The 20,078-nt window shown below is 72.3% G+C and carries 17 protein-coding genes; 6 read left to right on the top strand and 11 right to left on the bottom strand.

All coding sequences use genetic code 11. From position 1 onward, the window contains the following. The first annotated feature begins 75 nt into the window (after window positions 1–75). Window positions 76–666, top strand: coding sequence for a TetR/AcrR family transcriptional regulator (locus HD595_RS39140; RefSeq protein ID WP_253778269.1), 591 nt, complete (start codon window positions 76–78; stop codon window positions 664–666). Between the two features lie 287 nt (window positions 667–953). Further along, window positions 954–4,016 (top strand): Tn3 family transposase, encoded by a 3,063-nt coding sequence (locus HD595_RS39135; RefSeq protein WP_253778267.1) that lies wholly within the window; start codon window positions 954–956, stop codon window positions 4,014–4,016. Window positions 4,017–4,028: 12 nt separating this feature from the next. Here HD595_RS39135 and HD595_RS39130 read toward each other — a convergent pair whose 3' ends face one another. The 5 genes from HD595_RS39130 to HD595_RS39110 form a co-directional block, all read right to left on the bottom strand. Then, on the bottom strand, window positions 4,029–4,307 hold the full coding sequence (locus HD595_RS39130) for a hypothetical protein (RefSeq protein ID WP_253778265.1): 279 nt from the start codon (window positions 4,305–4,307) through the stop codon (window positions 4,029–4,031). A gap of 47 nt (window positions 4,308–4,354) precedes the next feature. Next, window positions 4,355–5,047, bottom strand: a complete 693-nt coding sequence (locus HD595_RS39125; RefSeq protein ID WP_253778263.1) for a DegT/DnrJ/EryC1/StrS family aminotransferase — start codon at window positions 5,045–5,047, stop codon at window positions 4,355–4,357. A 235-nt stretch (window positions 5,048–5,282) separates the two neighbouring features. Next, entirely contained in the window at window positions 5,283–6,098 is an 816-nt protein-coding gene (locus tag HD595_RS39120) for an amidohydrolase family protein (protein ID WP_253778261.1), read from the bottom strand. Continuing rightward, a complete protein-coding gene (locus tag HD595_RS39115) occupies window positions 6,095–6,793 on the bottom strand; it encodes an amidohydrolase family protein (protein ID WP_253778259.1) in 699 nt (232 codons plus the stop codon). Before HD595_RS39115 ends, HD595_RS39120 begins: the two co-directional genes overlap by 4 nt. Window positions 6,794–6,802: 9 nt before the next feature. Then, window positions 6,803–8,806 (bottom strand): outer membrane protein assembly factor BamB family protein, encoded by a 2,004-nt coding sequence (locus tag HD595_RS39110; RefSeq protein WP_253778258.1) that lies wholly within the window; start codon window positions 8,804–8,806, stop codon window positions 6,803–6,805. Window positions 8,807–8,892: 86 nt separating this feature from the next. Between HD595_RS39110 and HD595_RS39105 the strand changes: the two genes are divergently transcribed. The 3 genes from HD595_RS39105 to HD595_RS39095 are packed head-to-tail and all read left to right on the top strand — an operon-like array spanning window position 8,893 to window position 12,414. Continuing rightward, window positions 8,893–9,678 carry an amidohydrolase family protein gene (locus tag HD595_RS39105; protein ID WP_253778256.1) on the top strand — a complete coding sequence of 262 codons (786 nt, stop codon included), beginning with the start codon at window positions 8,893–8,895 and terminating at the stop codon, window positions 9,676–9,678. Next, the gene (locus tag HD595_RS39100; RefSeq protein WP_253778254.1) at window positions 9,675–10,403 is read left to right on the top strand and encodes an amidohydrolase family protein; all 729 of its coding nucleotides are present in this window, start codon (window positions 9,675–9,677) and stop codon (window positions 10,401–10,403) included. The genes HD595_RS39105 and HD595_RS39100 overlap by 4 nt, the downstream gene beginning before the upstream one ends. 40 nt (window positions 10,404–10,443) lie before the next feature. Beyond that, the gene (locus HD595_RS39095; protein ID WP_253778252.1) at window positions 10,444–12,414 is read left to right on the top strand and encodes a hypothetical protein; all 1,971 of its coding nucleotides are present in this window, start codon (window positions 10,444–10,446) and stop codon (window positions 12,412–12,414) included. Window position 12,415: 1 nt separating this feature from the next. Here HD595_RS39095 and HD595_RS39090 read toward each other — a convergent pair whose 3' ends face one another. From HD595_RS39090 to HD595_RS39070, 5 genes are all read right to left on the bottom strand, one after another. Then, a complete protein-coding gene (locus HD595_RS39090) occupies window positions 12,416–13,405 on the bottom strand; it encodes a beta/alpha barrel domain-containing protein (RefSeq protein WP_253778250.1) in 990 nt (329 codons plus the stop codon). A gap of 29 nt (window positions 13,406–13,434) precedes the next feature. Next, window positions 13,435–14,295: a carbohydrate ABC transporter permease gene (locus HD595_RS39085; RefSeq protein WP_253778248.1), complete on the bottom strand. Its 861-nt coding sequence runs from the start codon at window positions 14,293–14,295 to the stop codon at window positions 13,435–13,437. After that, window positions 14,292–15,158, bottom strand: coding sequence for a carbohydrate ABC transporter permease (locus HD595_RS39080; RefSeq protein ID WP_253778246.1), 867 nt, complete (start codon window positions 15,156–15,158; stop codon window positions 14,292–14,294). The genes HD595_RS39085 and HD595_RS39080 overlap by 4 nt, the downstream gene beginning before the upstream one ends. Window positions 15,159–15,174: 16 nt before the next feature. Then, entirely contained in the window at window positions 15,175–16,416 is a 1,242-nt protein-coding gene (locus HD595_RS39075) for an ABC transporter substrate-binding protein (protein WP_253778244.1), read from the bottom strand. Between the two features lie 86 nt (window positions 16,417–16,502). Then, window positions 16,503–17,681, bottom strand: coding sequence for a DegT/DnrJ/EryC1/StrS family aminotransferase (locus HD595_RS39070; protein WP_253778241.1), 1,179 nt, complete (start codon window positions 17,679–17,681; stop codon window positions 16,503–16,505). A gap of 62 nt (window positions 17,682–17,743) precedes the next feature. Here HD595_RS39070 and HD595_RS39065 point away from each other — a divergent pair, with 62 nt between their 5' ends. Then, the gene (locus tag HD595_RS39065; RefSeq protein WP_253778239.1) at window positions 17,744–18,949 is read left to right on the top strand and encodes a response regulator; all 1,206 of its coding nucleotides are present in this window, start codon (window positions 17,744–17,746) and stop codon (window positions 18,947–18,949) included. A 37-nt stretch (window positions 18,950–18,986) separates the two neighbouring features. Here HD595_RS39065 and HD595_RS39060 read toward each other — a convergent pair whose 3' ends face one another. After that, window positions 18,987–20,042 carry a dihydrodipicolinate synthase family protein gene (locus HD595_RS39060; RefSeq protein WP_253778237.1) on the bottom strand — a complete coding sequence of 352 codons (1,056 nt, stop codon included), beginning with the start codon at window positions 20,040–20,042 and terminating at the stop codon, window positions 18,987–18,989. Window positions 20,043–20,078 lie beyond the last annotated feature (36 nt).

Raw genomic sequence — 20,078 nt, 5'->3', positions numbered from 1 at the left:
CCATTGGAGTACGTTCGCAATCCAATACGATGGCAAAGCGCGGGTGACCCTTCCGGCGCACAAAGGAGCGAGCGCGTGACGCGTTACGGGAAAGAGCACAAGCAGGCGACGAGGCAGCGGATCATCGAGACCGCCGGCCGCCGGTTCAAGCGGGACGGTATCGACGGCTCAGGCATCTCGACGCTGATGGCGGACGCCGGACTGACCAACGGCGCCTTCTACACCCACTTCGCATCCAAGGACGACCTCGTGGCCAGCGCGGTCGCAGACCAGTTGCGCGCCCAGTACGCGAACGTCATCGAGCAGGCGGCCCCCGGCATCGCCGGACTCGAGCAGATCGTACGGTCGTATCTATCGCCCCAGCACCGCGACAGTCCCGACGACGGCTGCCCCTCCGCGGCACTCCTGGATGAGATCGGGCGCTGCGCGGACGAGACCAAGCAGGCGTACACCGACGGCGTGCTCGCCGTCATCGACGGCATCGCCGCTCGCCTGGCGCCCGCCGATCCGCGCTCGGTGCACACGAGGATCCTCAGCGTCTACGCCATGATGGTCGGGACGCTGCAGCTCTCCCGCGCCCTGGCCGACCGGCGACTCTCCGACGAACTCCTCGAAGAGGGCATCCGCAACGCCCTCACTCTGCTCAGCGCACAGGAATCCCGCTGACAACCTGCCTCCTCACCAGGACTACCAGGACAAGCACGTGCAGGGCCAGGTGGCTCTGCACAGAGCGCGACTGCGTTGCGTGCCGGCCAGAGCCCAGGCGCGGGACTTCGAGCCCGCGTGCAACTCGGCCGTCATGAGCGGGACGACGGTGATCATGACCGACGCGGAACTGACACAATTCACCACGTATCCGGTCACGTTGATCATCTGACCTGACCGCTGCCGATATCCACGGGCGCCCCCACGCCGTGCGAGGCGAGAGCGCCCTGGCATGCCTGGAGGCCCCCATGCCGGTCAGTTTCCTGTCCGCCGAGCAACGCAGTCGATACGGTGTCTTCAACGCCGTGCCCGACATCGCCCAGCTGGGCGCCTTCTTCCACCTGGATGCTGATGACCGGCGCCGGGCGATGGCCGCCAACGGCGCGCGCAACCAGCTCGGCTGGTCCGTGCAACTGGGCACGGCACGGTTCTTGAACTGCTTCTTGGACGATCCGGAGGACGTTCCCGCCGTGGTGGTCGACTACGTCGCCGAGCAGCTGGGCCTGCAGGCCGCCGACCTGAAGGGGTACGGCGAGAAGGAGGCGCGTTGGGATCATCAGGAGCAGATCCGCACCGGCTACGGCTTCACCCTCTTTGAGGGCGAGCAGTGGTTCGCGCTGGCCTGCTGGCTCTACAAACGGGCCTGGACCACGGGCGAGCGCCCGATCGTGCTGTTCGACCTGGCCACCCACCGCCTGGTGGAGGCCAAGATCCTGCTGCCCGGCGTCACCACCCTGGAGCGGCTGATCGCCGCGCTGCGCGAGCGCGTCGCCGCCCGCCAGTACGCGCTGCTGGCCGCCGCCCCCAGCCCGAACCAGGCCGTCGTGCTGGAGAACCTGGTCAAGGTCGAACAGGGCCGGCGGGTCTCCCGGCTGGACCGATTGCGTAAAAGCCCCACCGACGTTAGCGGCACCGGCTTGGTCAAGGCCCTGGATCGGCATGTGGAACTGCGCGACCTGGGCGCGGCCGGCTGGGATCTGAGCGCGGTGCCGCCCGGCAAGATCGCCGCGCTGGCCCGCTTCGCCCACGCCGCCCGCGCCCAGGCGGTTGCTGAACTGGCCGGTGACCGCAAACTCGCCACCCTGGTCGCCTTCGCCGCGACCATGGCCCCCCAGTCGGCCGACGACGCGGTCGAGGTGTTCGACCTGGCGGTCGGCGACCTGCTGCGCACCTCGGCGTTCAAAGCGAACAAGGAGCGGATGCGCACCCTCAAAGACCTCGACACCGCGGCGATCGTGCTGCGCGAGGTGTGGCTGAAGATCCGCTCCGTCGCCGAAATCCCTGACAGCGACATCCGCGCCGCCCTCGATGAGATGGATCTGGCCGCCATTCACGCTGCCGCCGACGTCATCGGCGACATCGCCCGCGAACCGGATGAGGACTTCCAAGAAGAGTTGCTGGCTCGCTACGCCACCGTCCGCCGTTTCCTGCCCAAGCTGCTCAAGCACCTCGACTTCGACGCCGGCGCCGACCAGCCGCCCGGGCAAGGGGTGCGGCGCGGCCACGAGGTGCTGCAGGCGCTGGACTTCCTCAAAGCGATCGAGCGCCGCCGCACTGACATCGACCCCCGCGAGGTTCCCGCAGATCTGCTGTCCTCGGCCTGGCACCGGCGCGTCTTCCCCAAGCGCGGCGAACTGGCGGGCACCTTCAACAAGAGCGCCTACACCGTGGCGGCCGTCGAGCGGCTGCGCGAGTCGCTGCGCCGCCACGAGGTGTTCGTGCCGGGCCTGCGCAAGTGGGGCGACCCCACCGCCGGGCTGCTGAAAGGCGCCGAGTGGGAGCGGGCCCGTCCCCGCATCTGCGATGAGCTGAACCTGTCCCCGCAGCCCGGCACCGACGTGGAGCGGTGGGCAGGCACGCTGGACTTCGCCTACCGCCAACTCGCCGCCGGCCTGTCCGGAGCCGAAGACGGGCGCAACGACTGGGTCCGCCTGGCCAAGGACGATAACGGCAAGGACCACCTGGTGCTCACCGGCCTGGACCGCCTGGATGAGCCCGCCTCCCTGACCGCGCTGCGCGCCGACATCGACGCCCGCATGCCCATCGTGGACCTGCCCGAAGCCCTGCTGGAGGTGCACTCCTGGACCGGCTGCCTGGACCACTTCACCCACGTGTCGGGGGACGCGCCTTCCCGCAAACAGGACATGATCACCTCGATCGCCGCCGTCCTGGTCAGCCAGGCGATGAACGTCGGCATGCGGCCGATGGCCGCCGAAGGCGAACCCGCCCTCGCCCTGGACCGGCTGTATTGGGTCGAGCAGAACTACCTGCGCGCCGCCACCCTGACGGCCGCCAACGCCGCCCTGGTCGAGTTCCACTCCGGCCTGGAACTGGCGAAGGCCTGGGGCGGCGGCGAACTCGCCTCCGCCGACGGGCTGCGGTTCGTGGTCCCGGTCAAAACCATCAACGCCGGACCCAACACCAAATACTTCGGAAAAGGAAAGGGAGCCAAGGGCGTCACCTACTACAATTTCACCTCCGACCAATTCACCGGCTTTCACGGCATCGTCATTCCCGGCACCCCCAAAGACTGGTACTACATCCTGGAAGGGCTCCTGGACCAGGAAACGTCACTGAAGCCCACCGAGATCACCTCCGACACCGCGGGCGCCTCCGAAATCGCGTTCGGCATCTTCCGGCTGCTGGGCTGGCAATTCTCCCCGCGCCTGGCCGATGTCGGCAGCGCCACCCTGTTCCGCGCCGACCCGGCCGCCCACTACGGGTCCATCGACGCCCTGGTCCGCAGCCGGGTCAACATCAAGCTGATCAACGACTCCTGGGATGATCTGCTCCGGGTGGCTGGATCGCTGCTCACCGGCGCGGTCAAGGCCAGCGAGCTGTTTCGCTACTTCGCCGGCGGCGGCACCCCCACCCCCATCGGGCGCGCCCTGATGGAGCTGGGCAAACTCGATCGCTCCACCTACCTGGCCAGCTACTACGACGACGAGCTGCTGCGCCGCCGGGTCAACACCCAGCTCAATCGTCAAGAATCCCGCCACACCCTGGCCCGCCGGATCTTCCACGGCCAAAAAGGCGAACTCCGACAGAAGTACAAAGAAGGCCAGGAAGACCAACTCGGCGCACTGGGATTCATGACCAACGTCTGCATTCTGTGGAACACGGTCTATACGGCCCGCGCCTTGGAAGAAATGCGAGCCGAGGGTAAGAAAATCTCCGCCGCCGACATCGCCCGGCTCTCACCTCTAGGCTTTGACCATTTCAACATGCTCGGCCGCTACAGTTTCTCCCTGCCCGAGCTGGTCCGCGATGGGCAACTGCGGCCGTTGCGCACACCCCCGCCCGTCGAGTAAACCCCCTCGCGTTCAGCGCGCCGGATGCTCCCGGGCCGGACGGCTCTCGGCAAGCATCCGGCGTACCTGCTCATGCGAGATCCCGGCGCTCGTACCGATCTTGCGCAGGCCCCACCCCTCACCCCGCGCGTCCGCCATCGCCACCATCAGCGCCGCACCGGTCACCTCTTCCAACATCGCGCGCAGCTCCGCCAACCGGCGCAGCCGTATCGCAGGCGCCAGGTCGGCGATCTCCCGGCAAAAACGATCAACATCAGCACGCAGGAACGTTACACCCTCAGAATCTGCCATCGGGCAAGACTGGCCTGGTCAGACCTACAGTGTCAACGGATGTGACACTAATCCCGGTTCGCCGTTCCACTCCTACTGGCAGGCCAGATCGCCTCGTACGCCGCCTCGTCGCGGCAGACGATCATCCCGCCCTCACCGGCGGTCATCGCCTTGCTCGCCTGGAAGCTGTAGACGCCGGCGTGGCCGAGACCGCCGACCGGCCGGCCGCGGTACTCGGCGCCGTGGGCCTGGGCGGCGTCCTCGACGACGGCCAGCCCGTGCCGCGCGGCCAGGGCGTTCAGCGGGTCCATGTCGGCCGGGCCGCCCGCCAGGTGGACCGGCATGACGGCGGCGGTCCGCCCGGTCAGCGCGGCCCGTACGGCGTCGGGCGACAGGTGCAGGTCGGCCGGGTCCACGTCGGCGATCACCGGGACGGCGCCGGCGAGCAGCACGGCGGTGGCCGAGGCGACGAAGGTGTAGGCGGGCACCACCACCTCGTCGCCCGGCCCCACTCCCAGGCCGCGCAACGCGGCGAACAGGCCGAGCGTGGCGTTGCCCACGGCCACCGCGTACGGCGCCGCGGAGGCGGCGGCGAAGGCGGCGGCCAGGTCGTCGGTCACGCCGCCGCCCTGGGTGGCGCCCCACCGGCCGCTCTCCAGGACCTTGCCGACCAGCTCGCGCTGGGCGGCGTCGAGGGGAGGCGGCCAGGACGGCCACGGGGCGGTGCGGACGGGCGTGCCGCCGTGCAGGGCGAGCGTCACGGGAGATCCCTTCGAGGCGAGGAGGGCGTTGGGATGCGGAGGATGCCGGGGCTGGGGGCTCCGGGCTGGTGGCGGCGGCTGGGAGCTTGGGGCTGGTGGCCGGTGCTGGGGGCTGGTGGCCGGTGCTGGTGGCCGAGGCTGGGGGCTGGGGGCCGGGGGCCGGGGGCCGGGGCTGGTGGCCGAGGCTGCGGGGACCTGGGGTCTCAGGGATGGGAGGACTCAGGGGCGGAGGGGTTCAAGGGCGTGGGGACTCAGAGGCAGGGCCGAGGAGGCGGGGGCCGTGGAGACGGGGGCCGTGGAGACGGGGGCCCAGGAGGCGGGGGCCCAGGAGGCGGGCCAGGTTGCCGCCCTGGATCAGCGCCCGGTCGGCCTCGGTGAGCGGGGCCAGGGCGACCCGGCCGTACCCCGTGCGCAGGTCGAGGAAGCAGGCGTCCGAGCCGAACAGCACGCGCTCGGCGCCGATCGTCGCGGCCAGCCGGGCGATCCAGCGCCCGGTCATCCTGGAACCGCACACCTCCAGGTGGAGGTTCGGGTGGCCGGCCGCCAGGCGGGCCGCCCGGTCGAACCCGTACGGCCAGAGCCCGGTGTGACCCATGAGGAGGGGCACGTCCGGATGGCGTGCGGCGACGGCGGCGAACCGCGCGGGGTCGCTCCACGGCGAGTCGGTCTGGCCGTGGGCGAGCACCGGCAGGCCGAGCCGCCAGACGGGCTCGTAGCGGGGGTCGTCGAGGGGGCACTGGTGGACGTCGGGATGCAGCTTGACGCCCCACACCCCGTCGGAGACCAGCGGGGTCCGGTGGTGCGGGTTGTAGACCTGCCAGACGCCGAACCTGCCGGGGAAGCGGGCGGCGGTCTCCATGGCCAGCCGGTTGCCCCGCCCGGCGTCGGGGCCGACGGCCAGCAGGTGGCTGACGCCCATCGCCGTGACGCCGACGCGGTCCATGGTGGCCACGAGGCCCTCGGCGCTGGGGTCGGGGATGAGGAAGTCGGGCCAGGTCCCGATGTGCCCGTGCGCGTCCAGCACCGGGGCTTGGGGAAGGCGGCGGGTCACAGCAGCCTCCCCAGTGAGCCCGCGGCGATCAGCTCGATCTCCGCCGGCGTCAGGTCGAGGTGGTCGAGCAGGAAGCGCGGCCCGCAGTCGTCGGCCACCGGCGCCCCGGTGCCGAACACGAGCCGCCCGGCGCCGAACCGCTCGGCCAGCCACTCGACGCCGCGCTGGGTGTTGACCGTGCCGATCTCCACCCACACGCGCGGCGCCTCGGCCATCAGCTCGGCCAGCGCGCGCAGCCGCCGGTAGCCGGGGTTGAGGAGCAGGATCCGCAGGCCGGGCAGCCGTTCGGCGAGGGTGCGGAGCCGGGCGGGCGAGGTCTCGTCCAGGTCGATGGCGACGGGCAGGTCCAGCTCGGCCAGCCAGCGCAGCGCGACCGGTCCGGTGAGGTCGAAGCGATGCCGTTCCGGGCAGAGCCGGACCATCGGCACGCCCCAGTCCAGCACCTCGGCCGGGGTGGAGGGGGCCGACGCCCCCGGCACGCCCGGCACCACGACGGGCACCGGGACGAGCCGGGGGTCGTCCAGCCGCAGGAGGGCGTCGTTGCCCTCCCGCGGGTCGGAGTAGAGGCTGAGCGTGTGGGTCACGCAGGCCCGGTCGATGCCGAGGCGGTCCATCTCGGGCCGCGGGTCGGCGGGCAGGTCGTCGAACGGCACCGGGCCGATCAGGCGGTGGGCGTCGACGACTGATTTCGGCACAGACCGAAACTAGCTACCCGCCGGAGGGATGGTCAAGGGCGGGCAGGACGGGTCCAGCCTGATCCTGGCCAGCTCGCGGCCCACGAGCGCCCACGCGTACCACGAGCCGGGTTCGAAGTGGAGCTGCGGGTTGGTGTACCACTCGTCGCCGAGGCCGGTGGCCAGCAGCTTCGCCTCCGTGCCCAGCTGGTAGGCGTTGCCGCCGCCGCGGAAGACGGACGCGAAGACGCGTCCCCGGTGCACGGTCAGCTCGCCGTAGCCGGCGATCGTCCCCTGGCGCACCACCTTGCGCGTGGCCAGGTCGAGGGCGATCCAGGCGCCCGACTCCCGCTTGTAGACGCCGTACAGCAGCCCGTTGTGCACCTTGATGTCCTGGAACGTGCGGTGGCCCGGCACCGGGTCCACGCTCCACAGGACCTTGCGCGCGCGCAGGTCGAAGGCCGCGACCGAGGCCGAGGTCCGGGTGGGCGGGGTGCCGCCGCCGCCCAGCACGTCGCCGCCGAGATAGACGACGCCGCGGCCCGAGTCGAGCGACAGGCTCATGAGGCTCTGGTCGGGGATGACGTCCACGTACGAGTCCACCGCACCGGTGTCGGGGTCCACGACGGTCAGCGCGCCCTTGAGGTTCGCCCCGAGGGGGGCGCTGGCCACGAGGAGTTTGTCGGTCACGGGGTCGTACTCGATGTCCCACGGCCGCTGCTGACCGTGGCCGAGGAAGGCCACGCCCCGCACCTCGTCGGTGTGCAGGTCGATGGAGATCACCTGCCCGCTGGGGTAGACGGCCGCGTAGATCTTCTCGCCGCGCCGCACCAGGTCCTTGGGCTCGCCCGGCACCCGGAAGCGGCGCTTGTCGCCGGTGCGCAGGTCGCGCACCTCCATCACGAAGTGGCCGCCGACGTAGAGGGCGCGGTTGGGGACGAGCAGCATGCTCTGCACCCGTTCGGTGCCCGGCGGCAGCCCCGCCTCCAGCAGGTCGACGAACTGCGACGTGCCCGAGCGCAGGTCCAGCCACCACAGGCCGCCGCTGCCGGCGAAGCCGAGCAGCGTGTCGGCGTCGAGCTGGTGGATGCGCCGGCTCTCGTCGCCGGGCGCGGGCGCGTCGGCGACCTTGGTGAACGCCGTGTCGCCCGTCCGGTAGCGGTAGACGGTGCCGTCGGGGCGGGAGGTGAGGTAGACGGTGCCGTCCTCCATCGCGGCCGGCGCGTCGATGGAGCCCTCCACCAGCGTCGTCCGCCGCAGGTCGGAGCCGTCCTTGCGCACGTCGATCAGCTCGCCGCCGGCGGCGGCGAGGACGCGCTCGCCGTGCAGGGTGATGGCGCCCACGCCAGTGGGGGCGCTCGCCAGCTCCGTGACCTTGCCGGTGGCCCGTTCGATGCGGACGAGCTTCGCCTTGTCGAGCAGGCCCGCGTACACGTAGGTGGCGTCGGCGGCGACGGCGCGCACGTACCGCTCGCCCTGCGCGAGGACGCCGAAGTCGCGGACCGCGCCGGTGGCCGGCACGTACTCGAAGACCCGGCCGCCCGGGTAGGTGCCCGCGTAGAGGGTGCCGTCGGGGGCCGCGGCCAGACTCCACACGAATCCGCCGTTGCGGCCGAACGAGCGCAGGTGCTTCACCTCGCCGGTGGCGATGTCGAAGCTGTAGAGGTCGGGGACGGGGTAGGTGCCGACGTACACCTTGCCGCCGGTGACGGCGGTGGCCCAGCCGCCCTCGGGGGCGCCCTCGGCCGGGCCGTCGGGGAGGGTGGCGGTCCTGATCACCTTGCGGGTGCCGAGGTCCACCTCGGCGATGACGGGCGGCTTGGGGCCGCGGGTGACGACGTAGGCGCGGCCGTCGTGGACGGCGGCGCCGACGATCGCGCCGGTGACCGTGGCCGGGCCGTACGTCTGCACGGCGGGGTCCGTGCACGCCGCGCGGGTGGTCGTGGCCGCGGCGGCGGGGACGGCCGTGGCCGCCGGGACGGTGAGAAGGGCGGGTAAGAGGCCGGCCACGGCGGCCAGGAGACGTCGGAGCATGCCGAGCACCTCGCGTTCATTGTTGTTCGATTTAGGTCCAGACCGTAACTTTATGGGCGCGGTACGTCAATGGCATGATGGCGCCCATGACGATTAGGGATCGGGCCGGTATCACCGGGACGGCGTTCGACGCGTGGAGGCTGATCGGCGACCTGGAGGTGACGCTCGACGTCGACGTGCTGGTGGGAGCGTACCCGGACCGCGACGGCCCGCCCGGCACGCCCGCCGAGGTGCTCGGGACGCTGGCCCGGCACCGGATCCGGGCCGGCGCGGTGGCCGCCCTGCGCGCGGCCCTGTTCGACGTGCCCTCCGGCAACGACGAGGCCCTCGCCCTGCGCGGAGCGGCGCAGGACGGGACGTCGTTCGTGCCGGTGGGGACGGTGGACCTGCGCGACCCGATCGGCGCGGCGCGCGAGCTGGAGCGCCTGGCGGCCGGCGGGGTCCGCGGGGTCCGGCTGTTCCCCGACGAGCAGGGCGTGGAGGCCGGCTTCCCGTCCGTCGGGCACGTGGCGCGCCGGGCGACCGCGCTGGGCCTGACCGTGCTCACCGGGGGCGACGTGCGCAGGTTCTGGCGGCCGTTCGCGGGGATCGGCGCCCGGGTGGTCTTCCTGGACACGCACTTCTACCACCTGGGCGACTTCCTCGTGGCCGCCGCCGACGAGCCCGGCTTCCACACCTCGACCCGCCTGCTCAACTCCCCCGACGCGCTGGAGACCGCCGCAGCGGAGGTGGGGGCGGACCGCCTGCTGTACGGCTCGCGCACCCCGCACGCCGAACCCCTCGTCCCCCTGCTGCGCCTGGCGACCGGCGGGCTGTCGCCCGACGAGGTCGCCGCGGTGGCCGGCGGCAACGCCAGGAGGCTCCTGTCATGATCATCGACGTGCACGCCCACTGGGGGCCGTGGTTCTTCACCATGGACGTGGCCGGGGCGAGCCTGGCCACCATGGACCGCTACGGCATCGACCGGGCCGTGGTCTCGCACACCGAGGCGGTCATCTACGACGCCGCGGCCGGCAACCGCGCCCTCGCCCGGGTGCTGGAGGAGCACGACCGCCTGCTCGGCTACGTCACGGTCAACCCGCGCCGCCTGGACGAGGCCGCCCGCGACCTCGACGCCTACCTGCCCACCGGCCGGTTCGTCGGCGTGAAGATCCACACCGACTACACGGGCTCGCCCGTCACCTCGGCGCGGCTGCGCGACGCCCTGGCGCTCGTCGCCGAGGCCGGGTGCCCGGCGCTCGTGCACACCTGGGGCACCTCGGTGCTCGACCTGGCCCAGGTCTGCCTGGACACGCCGGACCTGCGGGTGATCGCCGGGCACATGGGCGCCGACGGGTTCCGGTACGCCATCGAGGCGGCCGCCGCCTGCGACCGGCTCTACCTCGAACCCTGCTGGTCGCACGCCCCGGCGGGCCGCATCGCCGAGGTGGCGGCGGCGGTGGACGGACGGCGGCTGCTGTTCGGCACGGACGCCACGCTGATCGACCCGTCGTCGGCCTTCGGCGCGGTGGCGGCGGCCGGGCTCGCCCCGGACCTGGCCGAGCGGGTCGCCTGGCGCAACGCGGCCGAACTCTTCAGGCTGGACATTACGGACTAGCCCGTTATACCGTGCGGCCACCTTCATCAGGGAGCCGCACATGATCCCCCGCCGTCGTTTCCTGCAGGCGGCGGCCACCACCGCGGTGGCCGTCCCCCTGTCCGCCACCCCCGCGCACGCCGCCCCCGCGCATGCCATGGCCGTCCGCGCCCGCGAACCCGAGGGAACCATCACCGACCTGGGCCCCGCCAGCGTCGCCGGCCCGCTCGGCAATGCCGAGATCGTGAACGGCGTCCTCTACGTCGGCTCGCGCGGCCTGTCACCGAACGTCGTCGGTGCCTACGACCTCGCCAAGGATTCGGTCACGACCCATTTCGAGATCCCGACGGGCATCGGCATATGGGCGATGTGCCGGGTGGGCACCGACGTCTACGCCGCCACGCACTCCCGGTCCGACCTGTACAGGATCGACACGGTGGCCGGCACGGTGACGAAGGTCGCCGAGTACCCCGACCACTTCGTCTGGACCATGGCCGCCTCCCCCGACGGCAAGGTCTACCTGGGCACCTCGGAGCCGGGCCGGGTCCGCGAGTACGACCCGGCCACCGGGACCAGCCGCGACCTGGGTGAGGCGAGCCCCGGCGAGGCGTACGTGCGCAGCATCCAGGCCGACGCCACGCACGTCTACGCGGGCGTCGGCGCCAACGCCCACCTCATCGCCATCGACCGCGCCACCGGCGAGCGGCGCGAGCTGCTGCCGCCGGAACTGGCCGACCGCGACTGGGTGGCGAGCATGAGCATGTCCGGCACCCACCTCGCGTGCGGCATGAACTCCCTGGCCGAGCTGCTCGTGATGGACCGGGCCGATCCCTCCCGGTTCAAGGTCGTCAAGGCCACCGCGCCGGGCGAGAAGTACATCGTCTCGGTGCTGGTCCACGACGGTCACGTCTACTTCGCCGGCCGCCCCACCGGCACGCTCTACCGCTACTCGATCGCCGGGGACGAGCTGGAGGTGCTCGGCGTGCCGTACTTCGAGGCCGCCACCCATCGGATCCTCGCGCACGAGGGGCGCGTCTACGGCGTCCAGGACAGCGCGGTGTTCGTCCACGATCCCGCCACCGGGCAGATCGAGTACCGCAACCTCGTGCAGCGCGGCCTGCGCGCCGCCCCCGAGGAGCCCATGTCCGTCCACTCCGACGGGGAACGCGTCTACGTGGGCGGCAAGAGCGGCGCCGACATCCACGACCTGGCCACCGGCAAGGTGACCCGGCTCGGCATCCCGGGCGAGCCGAAGACCATGCTGACCGTGCGCGGCACCACGTACCTCGGCGTCTACACGCAGGCCGCCCTGTACGCGCACCGCGCCGGTGAGAGCGAGGCCAGGCTGCTCGCGCGCGCCGGCAACCAGCAGGACCGGCCCCGCGACCTGGCCTACGACGCGCGCACCGGCCTGATCGTCATGCCCACGCAGCCGGAGCCCGGCCACGTCAACGGCGCGCTGTCGCTCTACTCGCCGCGCACCGGGAAGCTGGAGACCCACCGCCCGGCCGTCGAGCGGCAGACCGTCTACTCGGTCGTCACCCGGCGCGGCACCGCCTATCTCGGCACCCTGATCCAGGAGGGCCTCGGCCTGCCGCCGGTGACCGCCACGGCCCGCCTGGCGGCCTGGGACCTCGCCGCCGGCGAGCTCCTGTGGCAGCACGAGCCCGTGCCGGGCGCCCGCGCCATCACCTCGCTCGCCCTCGGGCGTGCCGGGGCCGTGCTGTACGGGATGGCGAGCACCGGCGAGGTGTTCGCCTTCGACCTGCGCCGCCGGCAGGTGACCGGCCGCCTCCAGGTCGGCGCGAAGGGCGGCGAGCTGTTCGTGACCGGTGAGGTGGCCTACTGCACGGACGGGGACAAGATCTACAAGCTCGACCTGAGGTCGTTCACGGCGAGGACCCTCGTCGAGGGGCTGGCGGGACAGTGGTTCGGCGGGGAGCCCAAGCTGGCGCTGGATCCCTCGCGCCGGGCGCTGTACGGGGTGCGCGGCCGTGACCTCGTGCGCGTCGCGATCTCCGGCCGCCCCTGACCTACTCCGTGAGCCTCGCGCCCGCCCGGCCGGAGGGCCGGGCGCGGCCGCGATGGCGCACCACCCGCGCGCGCTCGTCAGCGGGCAGCGGCGGCCCGTACGGGTCGTGGGCGTGCGAGTCGGGGATGCGTCCCTCGGCCGCCGCCAGCCACAGCATGCGCCGCACGTAGCCCTCCATGGGCTCGGTGAACGTGACCTGCGCCAGCCGGTCCAGGCGGCCGGACGCCTCCTCGAAGGCCCGCAGGTCGGAGCCGCGGAACGCGGCCAGCACGGCCGCGGTGACCTCGACCGAGGCGGCGGCGAGGCCCACCAGCGCGGCCTCGGCGCCCCACAGCAGGGAGGGGCCGAACATGCGGTCCTCGCCGGTGACGGCCAGCCGGCCCGCCGCGCGGGTGAGCGCGATGGCCCGCTGGCAGCCCATGGCGTCGGAGAGCAGGGCCGTCTTGAGCCCCGCCACCCCCGGATGGGCCAGGATCTCGGCCATCGCCTCCGGCGGGCACGGCCGGGTGTAGAGGTCGAAGGCGATCATCGGCAGGCCGGACGCCCGCCACACGGCGTCGTGCAGCGCCGGACGGTCACCGGCCGAGGGGAACACCAGGACGCCCGCCGCGCCCAGCCCGGCCGCCGCCCGCGCCTCCTCGGCCGTCCGCTCCACACCGTCGTCCCCCACCGGGGAGCCGTCCGTGGCGGGGCGGCCGTCCGTGGCCGGATGGCCGTCCGTGGCGGGGTGGCCGCCGACGCCCACGAGGACGGGGACGCCCAGCGCCACCGCCCGCTCGATCACCCCCGCGCGCACCTCCGGCGCCAGGTACGGGCCCCGGCCGGTGTGGGCCAGCACCGCGAGAGCGCCGGCCCCGTCGGCGACCAGCCCGGCCAGGTAGCGCGAGACCAGGTCCAGGTCGACCTCCCCGGCCGCCGTCATGGGGGTGGCGGCCGCGGCGATGAGCGAGCCGCGCAGGCGGTCGCGGAGGTTCTGTGCCGAGATGTGCATCCCAGTGAGCTTAGGGGCAGGCGGCCCGGCTACTTCAGTCCGGTCATCGCGATGCTGTTGACCAGGTAACGCTGGAGCAGGAAGAACACCACGAGGCAGGGCACCACCGACACGGTCGCCGACGCCATGAGCACGGAGAGCTGCGTCTCCTCGGTCCGCAGCGTGGTGAGCCCCACGGTCAGCGTCCGGGTCGTGTCGCTCTGCCCGATGACCAGCGGCCACAGGAAGTCGTTCCAGTGCCACAGGAACACGAACACGCCCAGCGTGGCCAGGATGGGCCGGGTGAGCGGCACCACGATCGTCCAGTAGACCCGCAGCTCCGAGGCGCCGTCGACCTTGGCGGCGTCGAACAGCTCGTCCGGCAGGCCGAGGATGAACTGCCGCATGAGGAAGACGGCCTGCGAGTTGGCCAGGGTGGGCACGATGAGGCCCCAGAACGTGTCCACCCCGCCCAGGTCGTTCACCAGGACGAACGTCGGGATGAGGGTGGCCTGGAACGGCACCATCATGGTCGCGAGGAACGTCCAGAACATCGCGTCCCGGCCGGGGAAGCGCTTCTTGGCGAAGGCGTACCCGGCCATGGACGCGGTGAGCAGGATGACCACCACCGACACCACGGAGTAGACCAGCGAGTTCACCGTCCACCCGACGAAGCCGCTGGACGACAGCACCCGCGCGACGTTGTCGAAGGTGAGCGACGCGGGCCAGCTCCCCGGCACGGTGGGGCGGCCGGCCGGCGACAGCGCCACGACGACCATCACGACGAACGGGCTGACGGTGAGCACCGACAGCACGGCCAGCAGCGCGACGAGCGGCCACCTGGGCCGCCGGCGGCCCGTCCCCGCGGCGCCGCCGACCCGGACGAGCGGCCTGGAAGCGGTCAGCGTCACGTGTTCCCCCGGTCGAGAAGGCGGCGTTGCACCAGCGAGACGACGAGCACGATCGCGAACAGCACCATGCCCCAGGTGGCCGCGTAGCCGAAGTCGAAGGACCGGAAGCCGTGGTCGTAGATGCCGTAGATGAGCGTGTACGTGGCCCGCGCGGGTCCGCCGCCGGTCATCACGTAGATGGTGTCGAACGTCTGGAAGGCCCCGATCGTCTCGATCACCAGGACGAAGAACAGGGTGGGCTTGAGCAGCGGCAGCGTGATCCGGCGGAACCGCTGCCAGGGGCTCGCCCCGTCCACCGTGGCCGCCTCCAGGTACGTGCCGGGGATGGACTTCAGCCCGGCCAGCAGGATCAGCATCGAGTAGCCGAACCCCTTCCACACCGACACCACGGCCAGCGCGGGCAGGACGAGCGCCGACTGCTCCAGGAACGGCACCGGCCCGAGGTCGGCCTTGGCCAGCAGGCCGTTGATGAGGCCGCTGTACTCGTAGATCCAGCGCCAGATGATGCCGGCGAGCACGAAGCTGGTGACGTACGGCAGGAACAGCATGCCGCGGAACAGCCCGCGCAGGAACACCACCTGGTTGAGCAGCAGCGCGGTGCCGAGCGCCACGACCACGGTGAGCGGCACGTAGACCGCCGCGTACACCAGCGTGACCCGCAGGCTGGTCCAGAAGGTCACGTCGTCGAGCAGCCGGGCGTAGTTGTCGGCGCCGACGAAGCTCCACTCCCCGCCGATGTTCCAGTTCGTCAGGCTCATGCCCGCCGCGCCGAGGGTGGGGAAGATCTTGAAGATCAGGAACAGCACCAGCATCGGCAGCACGAACAGCAGCCCGGTGACCGGGTCGCGCAAGCGTTGACGCAACGTCTCTCTCCTCCGGTCAGCCGCCGCTGCTCAGCAGCGTGTCGGCCTCCTTGGCGGCGGCGTCGAGAGCCGTTCTGGCGTCCTCCTTGCCGAGCAGCGCCGCCTGGATGTGCGGGGCGAGCACGCCCATCACCTGGCGGGCCTTCGGGTGCGTGTCACCCGGGAAGGCGTACTGCAGCGACTTGGCGAACTCCTGGGCCTCGGCCGACTGGCCGGGGACGGTCACGTCGGTGCGCGCGGGGAAGAAGCCCGACTCCTTCGCCAGTTGCGCCGACACCTCGGGCGAGGCGAGGAAGGCGGCGAACTTCTTCGCCGCGTCCTTGTTCTCGGAGTACTTGGCCAGCACCAGGCCGCCGGAGATGCCGAACGCGACGCGCTTCCTGCCCTCCAGCGGCAGGCCGATGCCCACGTTCTCGGCGCCGATGGCGGCGCCGAGCTGGGTGGCCTGGAGCGCGGTGGCCGCGTGGTACATCGCCGTCCTGCCGGCGGCGAGCTGGCCGCCCTCGATGTCGTTGCCCTTGCTGGCGGTGTTCTCCGGCAGGCCGCCTGCGGCCTTCAGGTCCAGCAGGAGCTGCAGGCTCTCGACGCCCTCGGGACCGTTGAAGGCGACGCTCTTGCCGTCGGGGGCGAAGACGCTGCCGCCGTTGGCCCACAGCAGCGGGTAGAAGCTCTGGTTGAGGCTGACCTCGGGCTTGCCCGGGTAGTCCAGCACCGCGACCTTCTTGGCGGCCAGCTTGGGGGCGGCGGCCTTGAGCTCGGCGAGCGTCCGCGGCACCGGGTCGACGCCGGCCTCGGCGAACAGCTTCTTGTTGTAGATGGGGGCGGTGATGGTCTGGTAGATCGGCACGCCGTACAGCCTGCCGTTCACGGTGAGGGCGCTCAGCGCGTTGGGCAGGTACTTCGCCTTGTCGGCGGCGATCACGTCGTCGACGGCCTCGACGGTGCCCTGCTGGGCGTACTGGGGGATCTGGTCGGGACCGAGCACGACCAGGTCGAAGCCCTTCTTCGAGATGAGGGCCGTGGTGACCTTCTCCTGGCGGCCCTCCCAGGGCTGGAGGTCGACCTTGACGTCGACGGTGGGGTTCTTGGCCTCGAAGTCCTTCTCGACCTTGCCCCAGAACGCCTGGCTCTTCGCCTGGTCCGCGATCACCGGATACATCCAGAGGGTCACGGTGCTCTTGTCCGAGCCGCTCGATCCGCACCCGGCGATCGCGACGCCCAGCGCGGCGGCGATGCCGACTGCCGCTGTCTTCCTCATGGCGGCTTCCTTTCCCGTAATACCGGTCCTGACCGAAATGTAGTGAGGGGCGCCGAGCCAGGTCAACGCCTGATATCCGACCGTGACTACGCGCGGCCACCGGGCCGGGCCGCGGCGATCTCCCGGGCGATGAGGTCGACGTGCTCGCCGGTGTAGTGCTCGTTCCAGTCGATGACCAGCAGGGTGTCGGCCACGAGGCGGTCGGCCTCGGGGCAGTCCGCCGGCGTGTAGCCATCGAGGGGCCCGCGTGAGGCGCCGTAGACGGGCCCGTGCCAGACGGGCGCGCGGTTGAGGGGCTCGCCGAGGTACCCGGCCCGGGCCGGAATCCCGGCCGCGCTCAGGGTCTCGGCCAGCTCCGGCGCGCCGCCGCCGGGCAGCACGAGGGGGAACAGCCACCAGGCGTGGCCGTCCGGGCGGGGCAGCCGCAGGCCGGGGACGTTCCCGAGCGCGTCCAGCAGCATGGCGGCGGTGCGCCGCCGGGCGGCCACCACGCCGGGCAGCTTGGCGAGCTGGGCCCGCGCGACCGCGGCCTGCAGCTCGGTCATGCGGTAGTTGAGGCCGAAGGAGGCGTGCGAACGCCCGGCCGCGCGGTCCCAGCCCTTGTCGGCGAACAGCCGCATGCGCCGGGCCAGCTCGTCGTCCGCGGTGACGGCGATCCCGCCGTCGCCGCACGTGATGTGTTTCCACTGCTGGAGGCTGAGGCAGGCGACGTCTCCCACGGTCCCCGCGAGTCCCGGAGAGCCGGTCATGCCCTCAGGGGCGGGCAACTCGGTCAGCCACGCCTGCGCGCAGTCCTCGATCAGGGCCAGGCCGTGGGCGTCGGCCAGGGCGCGCAGCTCGTCCACCCGGGCCGCGGCGCCGAACAGGTGCACCGCCATGATCGCCCGCGTCCGCGGCCCGATCAGCTTCGCGACGGCGTCCGGATCGAGATTCCCGTCCACGGGGTCCACGTCCGCGAAGACAGGGACGGCGTTCTGCGCCAAGATGGGGGCCACGGTCCCGAAGTCCGTGATCGGCGTCGTGATGATCTCGTCTCCGGGGTCCGGCGCGGCCGCCACGACCGACAGGTGGAGGGCCGCGGTGCCGGAGCTGCAGGAGATCGCATGAGGGAGGCCGTACATCCGCGCGACCTCCGCCTCGAGCAGCCGGGCCTCGGTGCCCCAGACGGAGTTGAGCATGCCGGAGCGGATCACCCGCTCGGCCGCGGCCACCTCCTCGTCGCCGAGGGTACGGCCGGCCGCTTCGGCCATGGACGGGAACTTCACCGGGGCACCTCGCAAGGATATGATTGCGGTCTTGACCGAAATAAGCCAAGAGGGGGACGTGGGTGGGAATCGTCATCGGGGTCGTCGGCCCGCATGATCTGGTCGACGACGTCGCGGCCACGTGCGAGGACCAGCCCGGCCTCACCGCGTTGCGCCTGGACTACGACCACGAGTCCCAGGCGCCCGCGATCGTCGAGGCGCACGCCCCGTCCGTGGAGGGATGGCTGTTCACCGGCATCGTCCCGTACATGCTGGCCCGCGACGCCGACGTGCTGACGCGTCCGGCGTCGTTCGTCGACTACTCGGGCGCGACGCTGCTGAGCGCCCTCGTCCGGCTTCAGCACGAGGGCGTGGACGTGACCCGGCTGTCCATCGACACCCTGTCGGCGGCCGACGTGACGACGACGTTCGCCGAGGCCGGCCTGCCGACCGACGCCCTGCGCACGCTCCCCTACCGGCCGGAGATGACCTCCAGGAACGCCGTCGCCTTCCACCGCCGCCACCCCGGCCACCCGGTGATCACGTGCCTGAGCAGCGTCCACGAGGCGCTGCGCGACGAGATGCAGGTGCTGCGGCTGGTGCCGTCGGTCCACTCGGTGCGCGTGGCGCTGCGCCAGCTCCTGCTGACGGCCGAGGGCCAGGCGCAGGAGGACGCGCAGATCGCGCTCGGGCTGATCGAGGTGGCCGGCGAGGAGGGCCTGCTGCGCGAGGCCGCCGCGCTGGGCGGCACGATCGCGGCCTTCCGCGGCGGCACGCACCTGCTGGTGACCACACGCGGCCCGCTGCACGAGGCCACCGGCGGCTTCACCTGCCTGCCCATGCTGGCGCGGCTGGCCGGACAGAACGAGGCGGTCCGCATCGGCTTCGGCCTCGGGCGCAGCGCGGCCGAGGCCGAGAGCCTGGCCCGCCGGGCGCTGGCCCGGGCGCGCCGCATCGGCGAGGTGGCCGCCGTGCTGTCGCTGCGGGCCGACACCGACATCGTGCTGGAGTCGGTGCCGGCGCCCCCGGCGGCCGAGCACAACCTGTCGGTCATCGCGCGCCGGGTGGGCCTGTCGGTCCCCACGCTGGAGAAGCTGCTGGAGGCGCGGGCCGCCGCCGGGGACGAGCCGCTCACCACCCGGGAGATCGCCGACCGCCTGGCCGTGCAGCAGCGCACCGCGCGCCGCATGCTGCACCGGCTGGAGCTGGCCGGGCTGGCCGAGCGCACCGGCAACCTGACCAGCGGCTCCAGCGGCCGCCCGCTCACGCTGTACCGTCTCACCCTCTGATGAGACGGGTACGGCGTCCGGTCGGCGGGCGGGCATGTCAGGACAGCCAGCGGTCCAGGCCGCCGGCGACGAAGTCGTCGTCGCGCAGCCACGGGTAGGCCGCCCAGATCCGGTCGATCTCCGCGAGCTGCCCCGGGGAGAGCTCCTCGGCGGGGTCCAGGCACCAGCGGCCGGCCAGCAGCCCCTGCCGGCGCAGCACCTCGTGGATCCCCGGGATGCACCCGTGGAAGCCGTTGGCGGTGTCGAAGATGGCGGCGTTGGCGTCGGTCAGGTGGCCGTCCAGGGTGAGCAGCCGCCGTACGGCCGCGTCGTCACCGCCCCGGGCGAGCTTCGCCTCCTCCAGCAGCTCCACGGCGCGCCGCACCCACACCGCCCACTGGCCGAGCAGGCCGCCGACGAACTCGACGTCCACCTCGCGCCCGTCGACCACCACGCGGTGCGAGGTGATGAGGTCGGCCAGGATGTGGTCGTCGTTGCCGGTGTAGAGGGCGACGTCGCCCGCCCGCCCGGCGCGTACCACGCCGTGCAGCACGTCGAGCGTGCGGTAACGGTCGAACGGGGCGACCTTGATGCCGACCACCGACTCGATCGCGGCCAGGCGCGTCCAGAAGTCGCGCGACAGGGCGCGCCCGCCCACCGCGGGCTGGAGGTAGAACCCGATCACGGGCAGCACCTCGCCGACGGCGCGGGCGCGCTCGATCAGGGCGTCCTCGTCGAGCTCGCGGTGGGGGCCGAGCAGAACCATGTGGTAACCGAGCGAGCGGGCCAGCTCGGCCTCGGCCACCGCCTGCGCGGCCGGGCCGGTGACCCCGGCCACCAGCACCACCTCGCGGCCCGCCTCGCCGGCCGTGCGGGCGGCCAGTTCGAGCACGGGCGCGAGCAGGTCGGTGCCGTGGATCGCGAACTGGGTGGTGTGGACGCCCACCGCCAGTCCCCCGGCGCCCGCCTCGACGTAGTAGCGGGTCAGCGCCCGCTGGCGGCGCTCGTCCAGCTTGCGGTCCTCGGTCAGGGCGAGCGGGTGCGCGGGGATGACGAGGCCGCGCCGGAAGAGGTGGCGCACGGACGTCTGCGCCTCTGGAGCCGTGCTGAGCACGTGGGATCCCCCTTGTGTCACGGTTGGTGGCTGGTG

It is taken from the genome of Nonomuraea roseoviolacea subsp. carminata (assembly GCF_024172185.1).
Classification (GTDB): domain Bacteria; phylum Actinomycetota; class Actinomycetes; order Streptosporangiales; family Streptosporangiaceae; genus Nonomuraea; species Nonomuraea roseoviolacea.
This window is presented reverse-complemented; position numbering and strand designations above follow the sequence as displayed.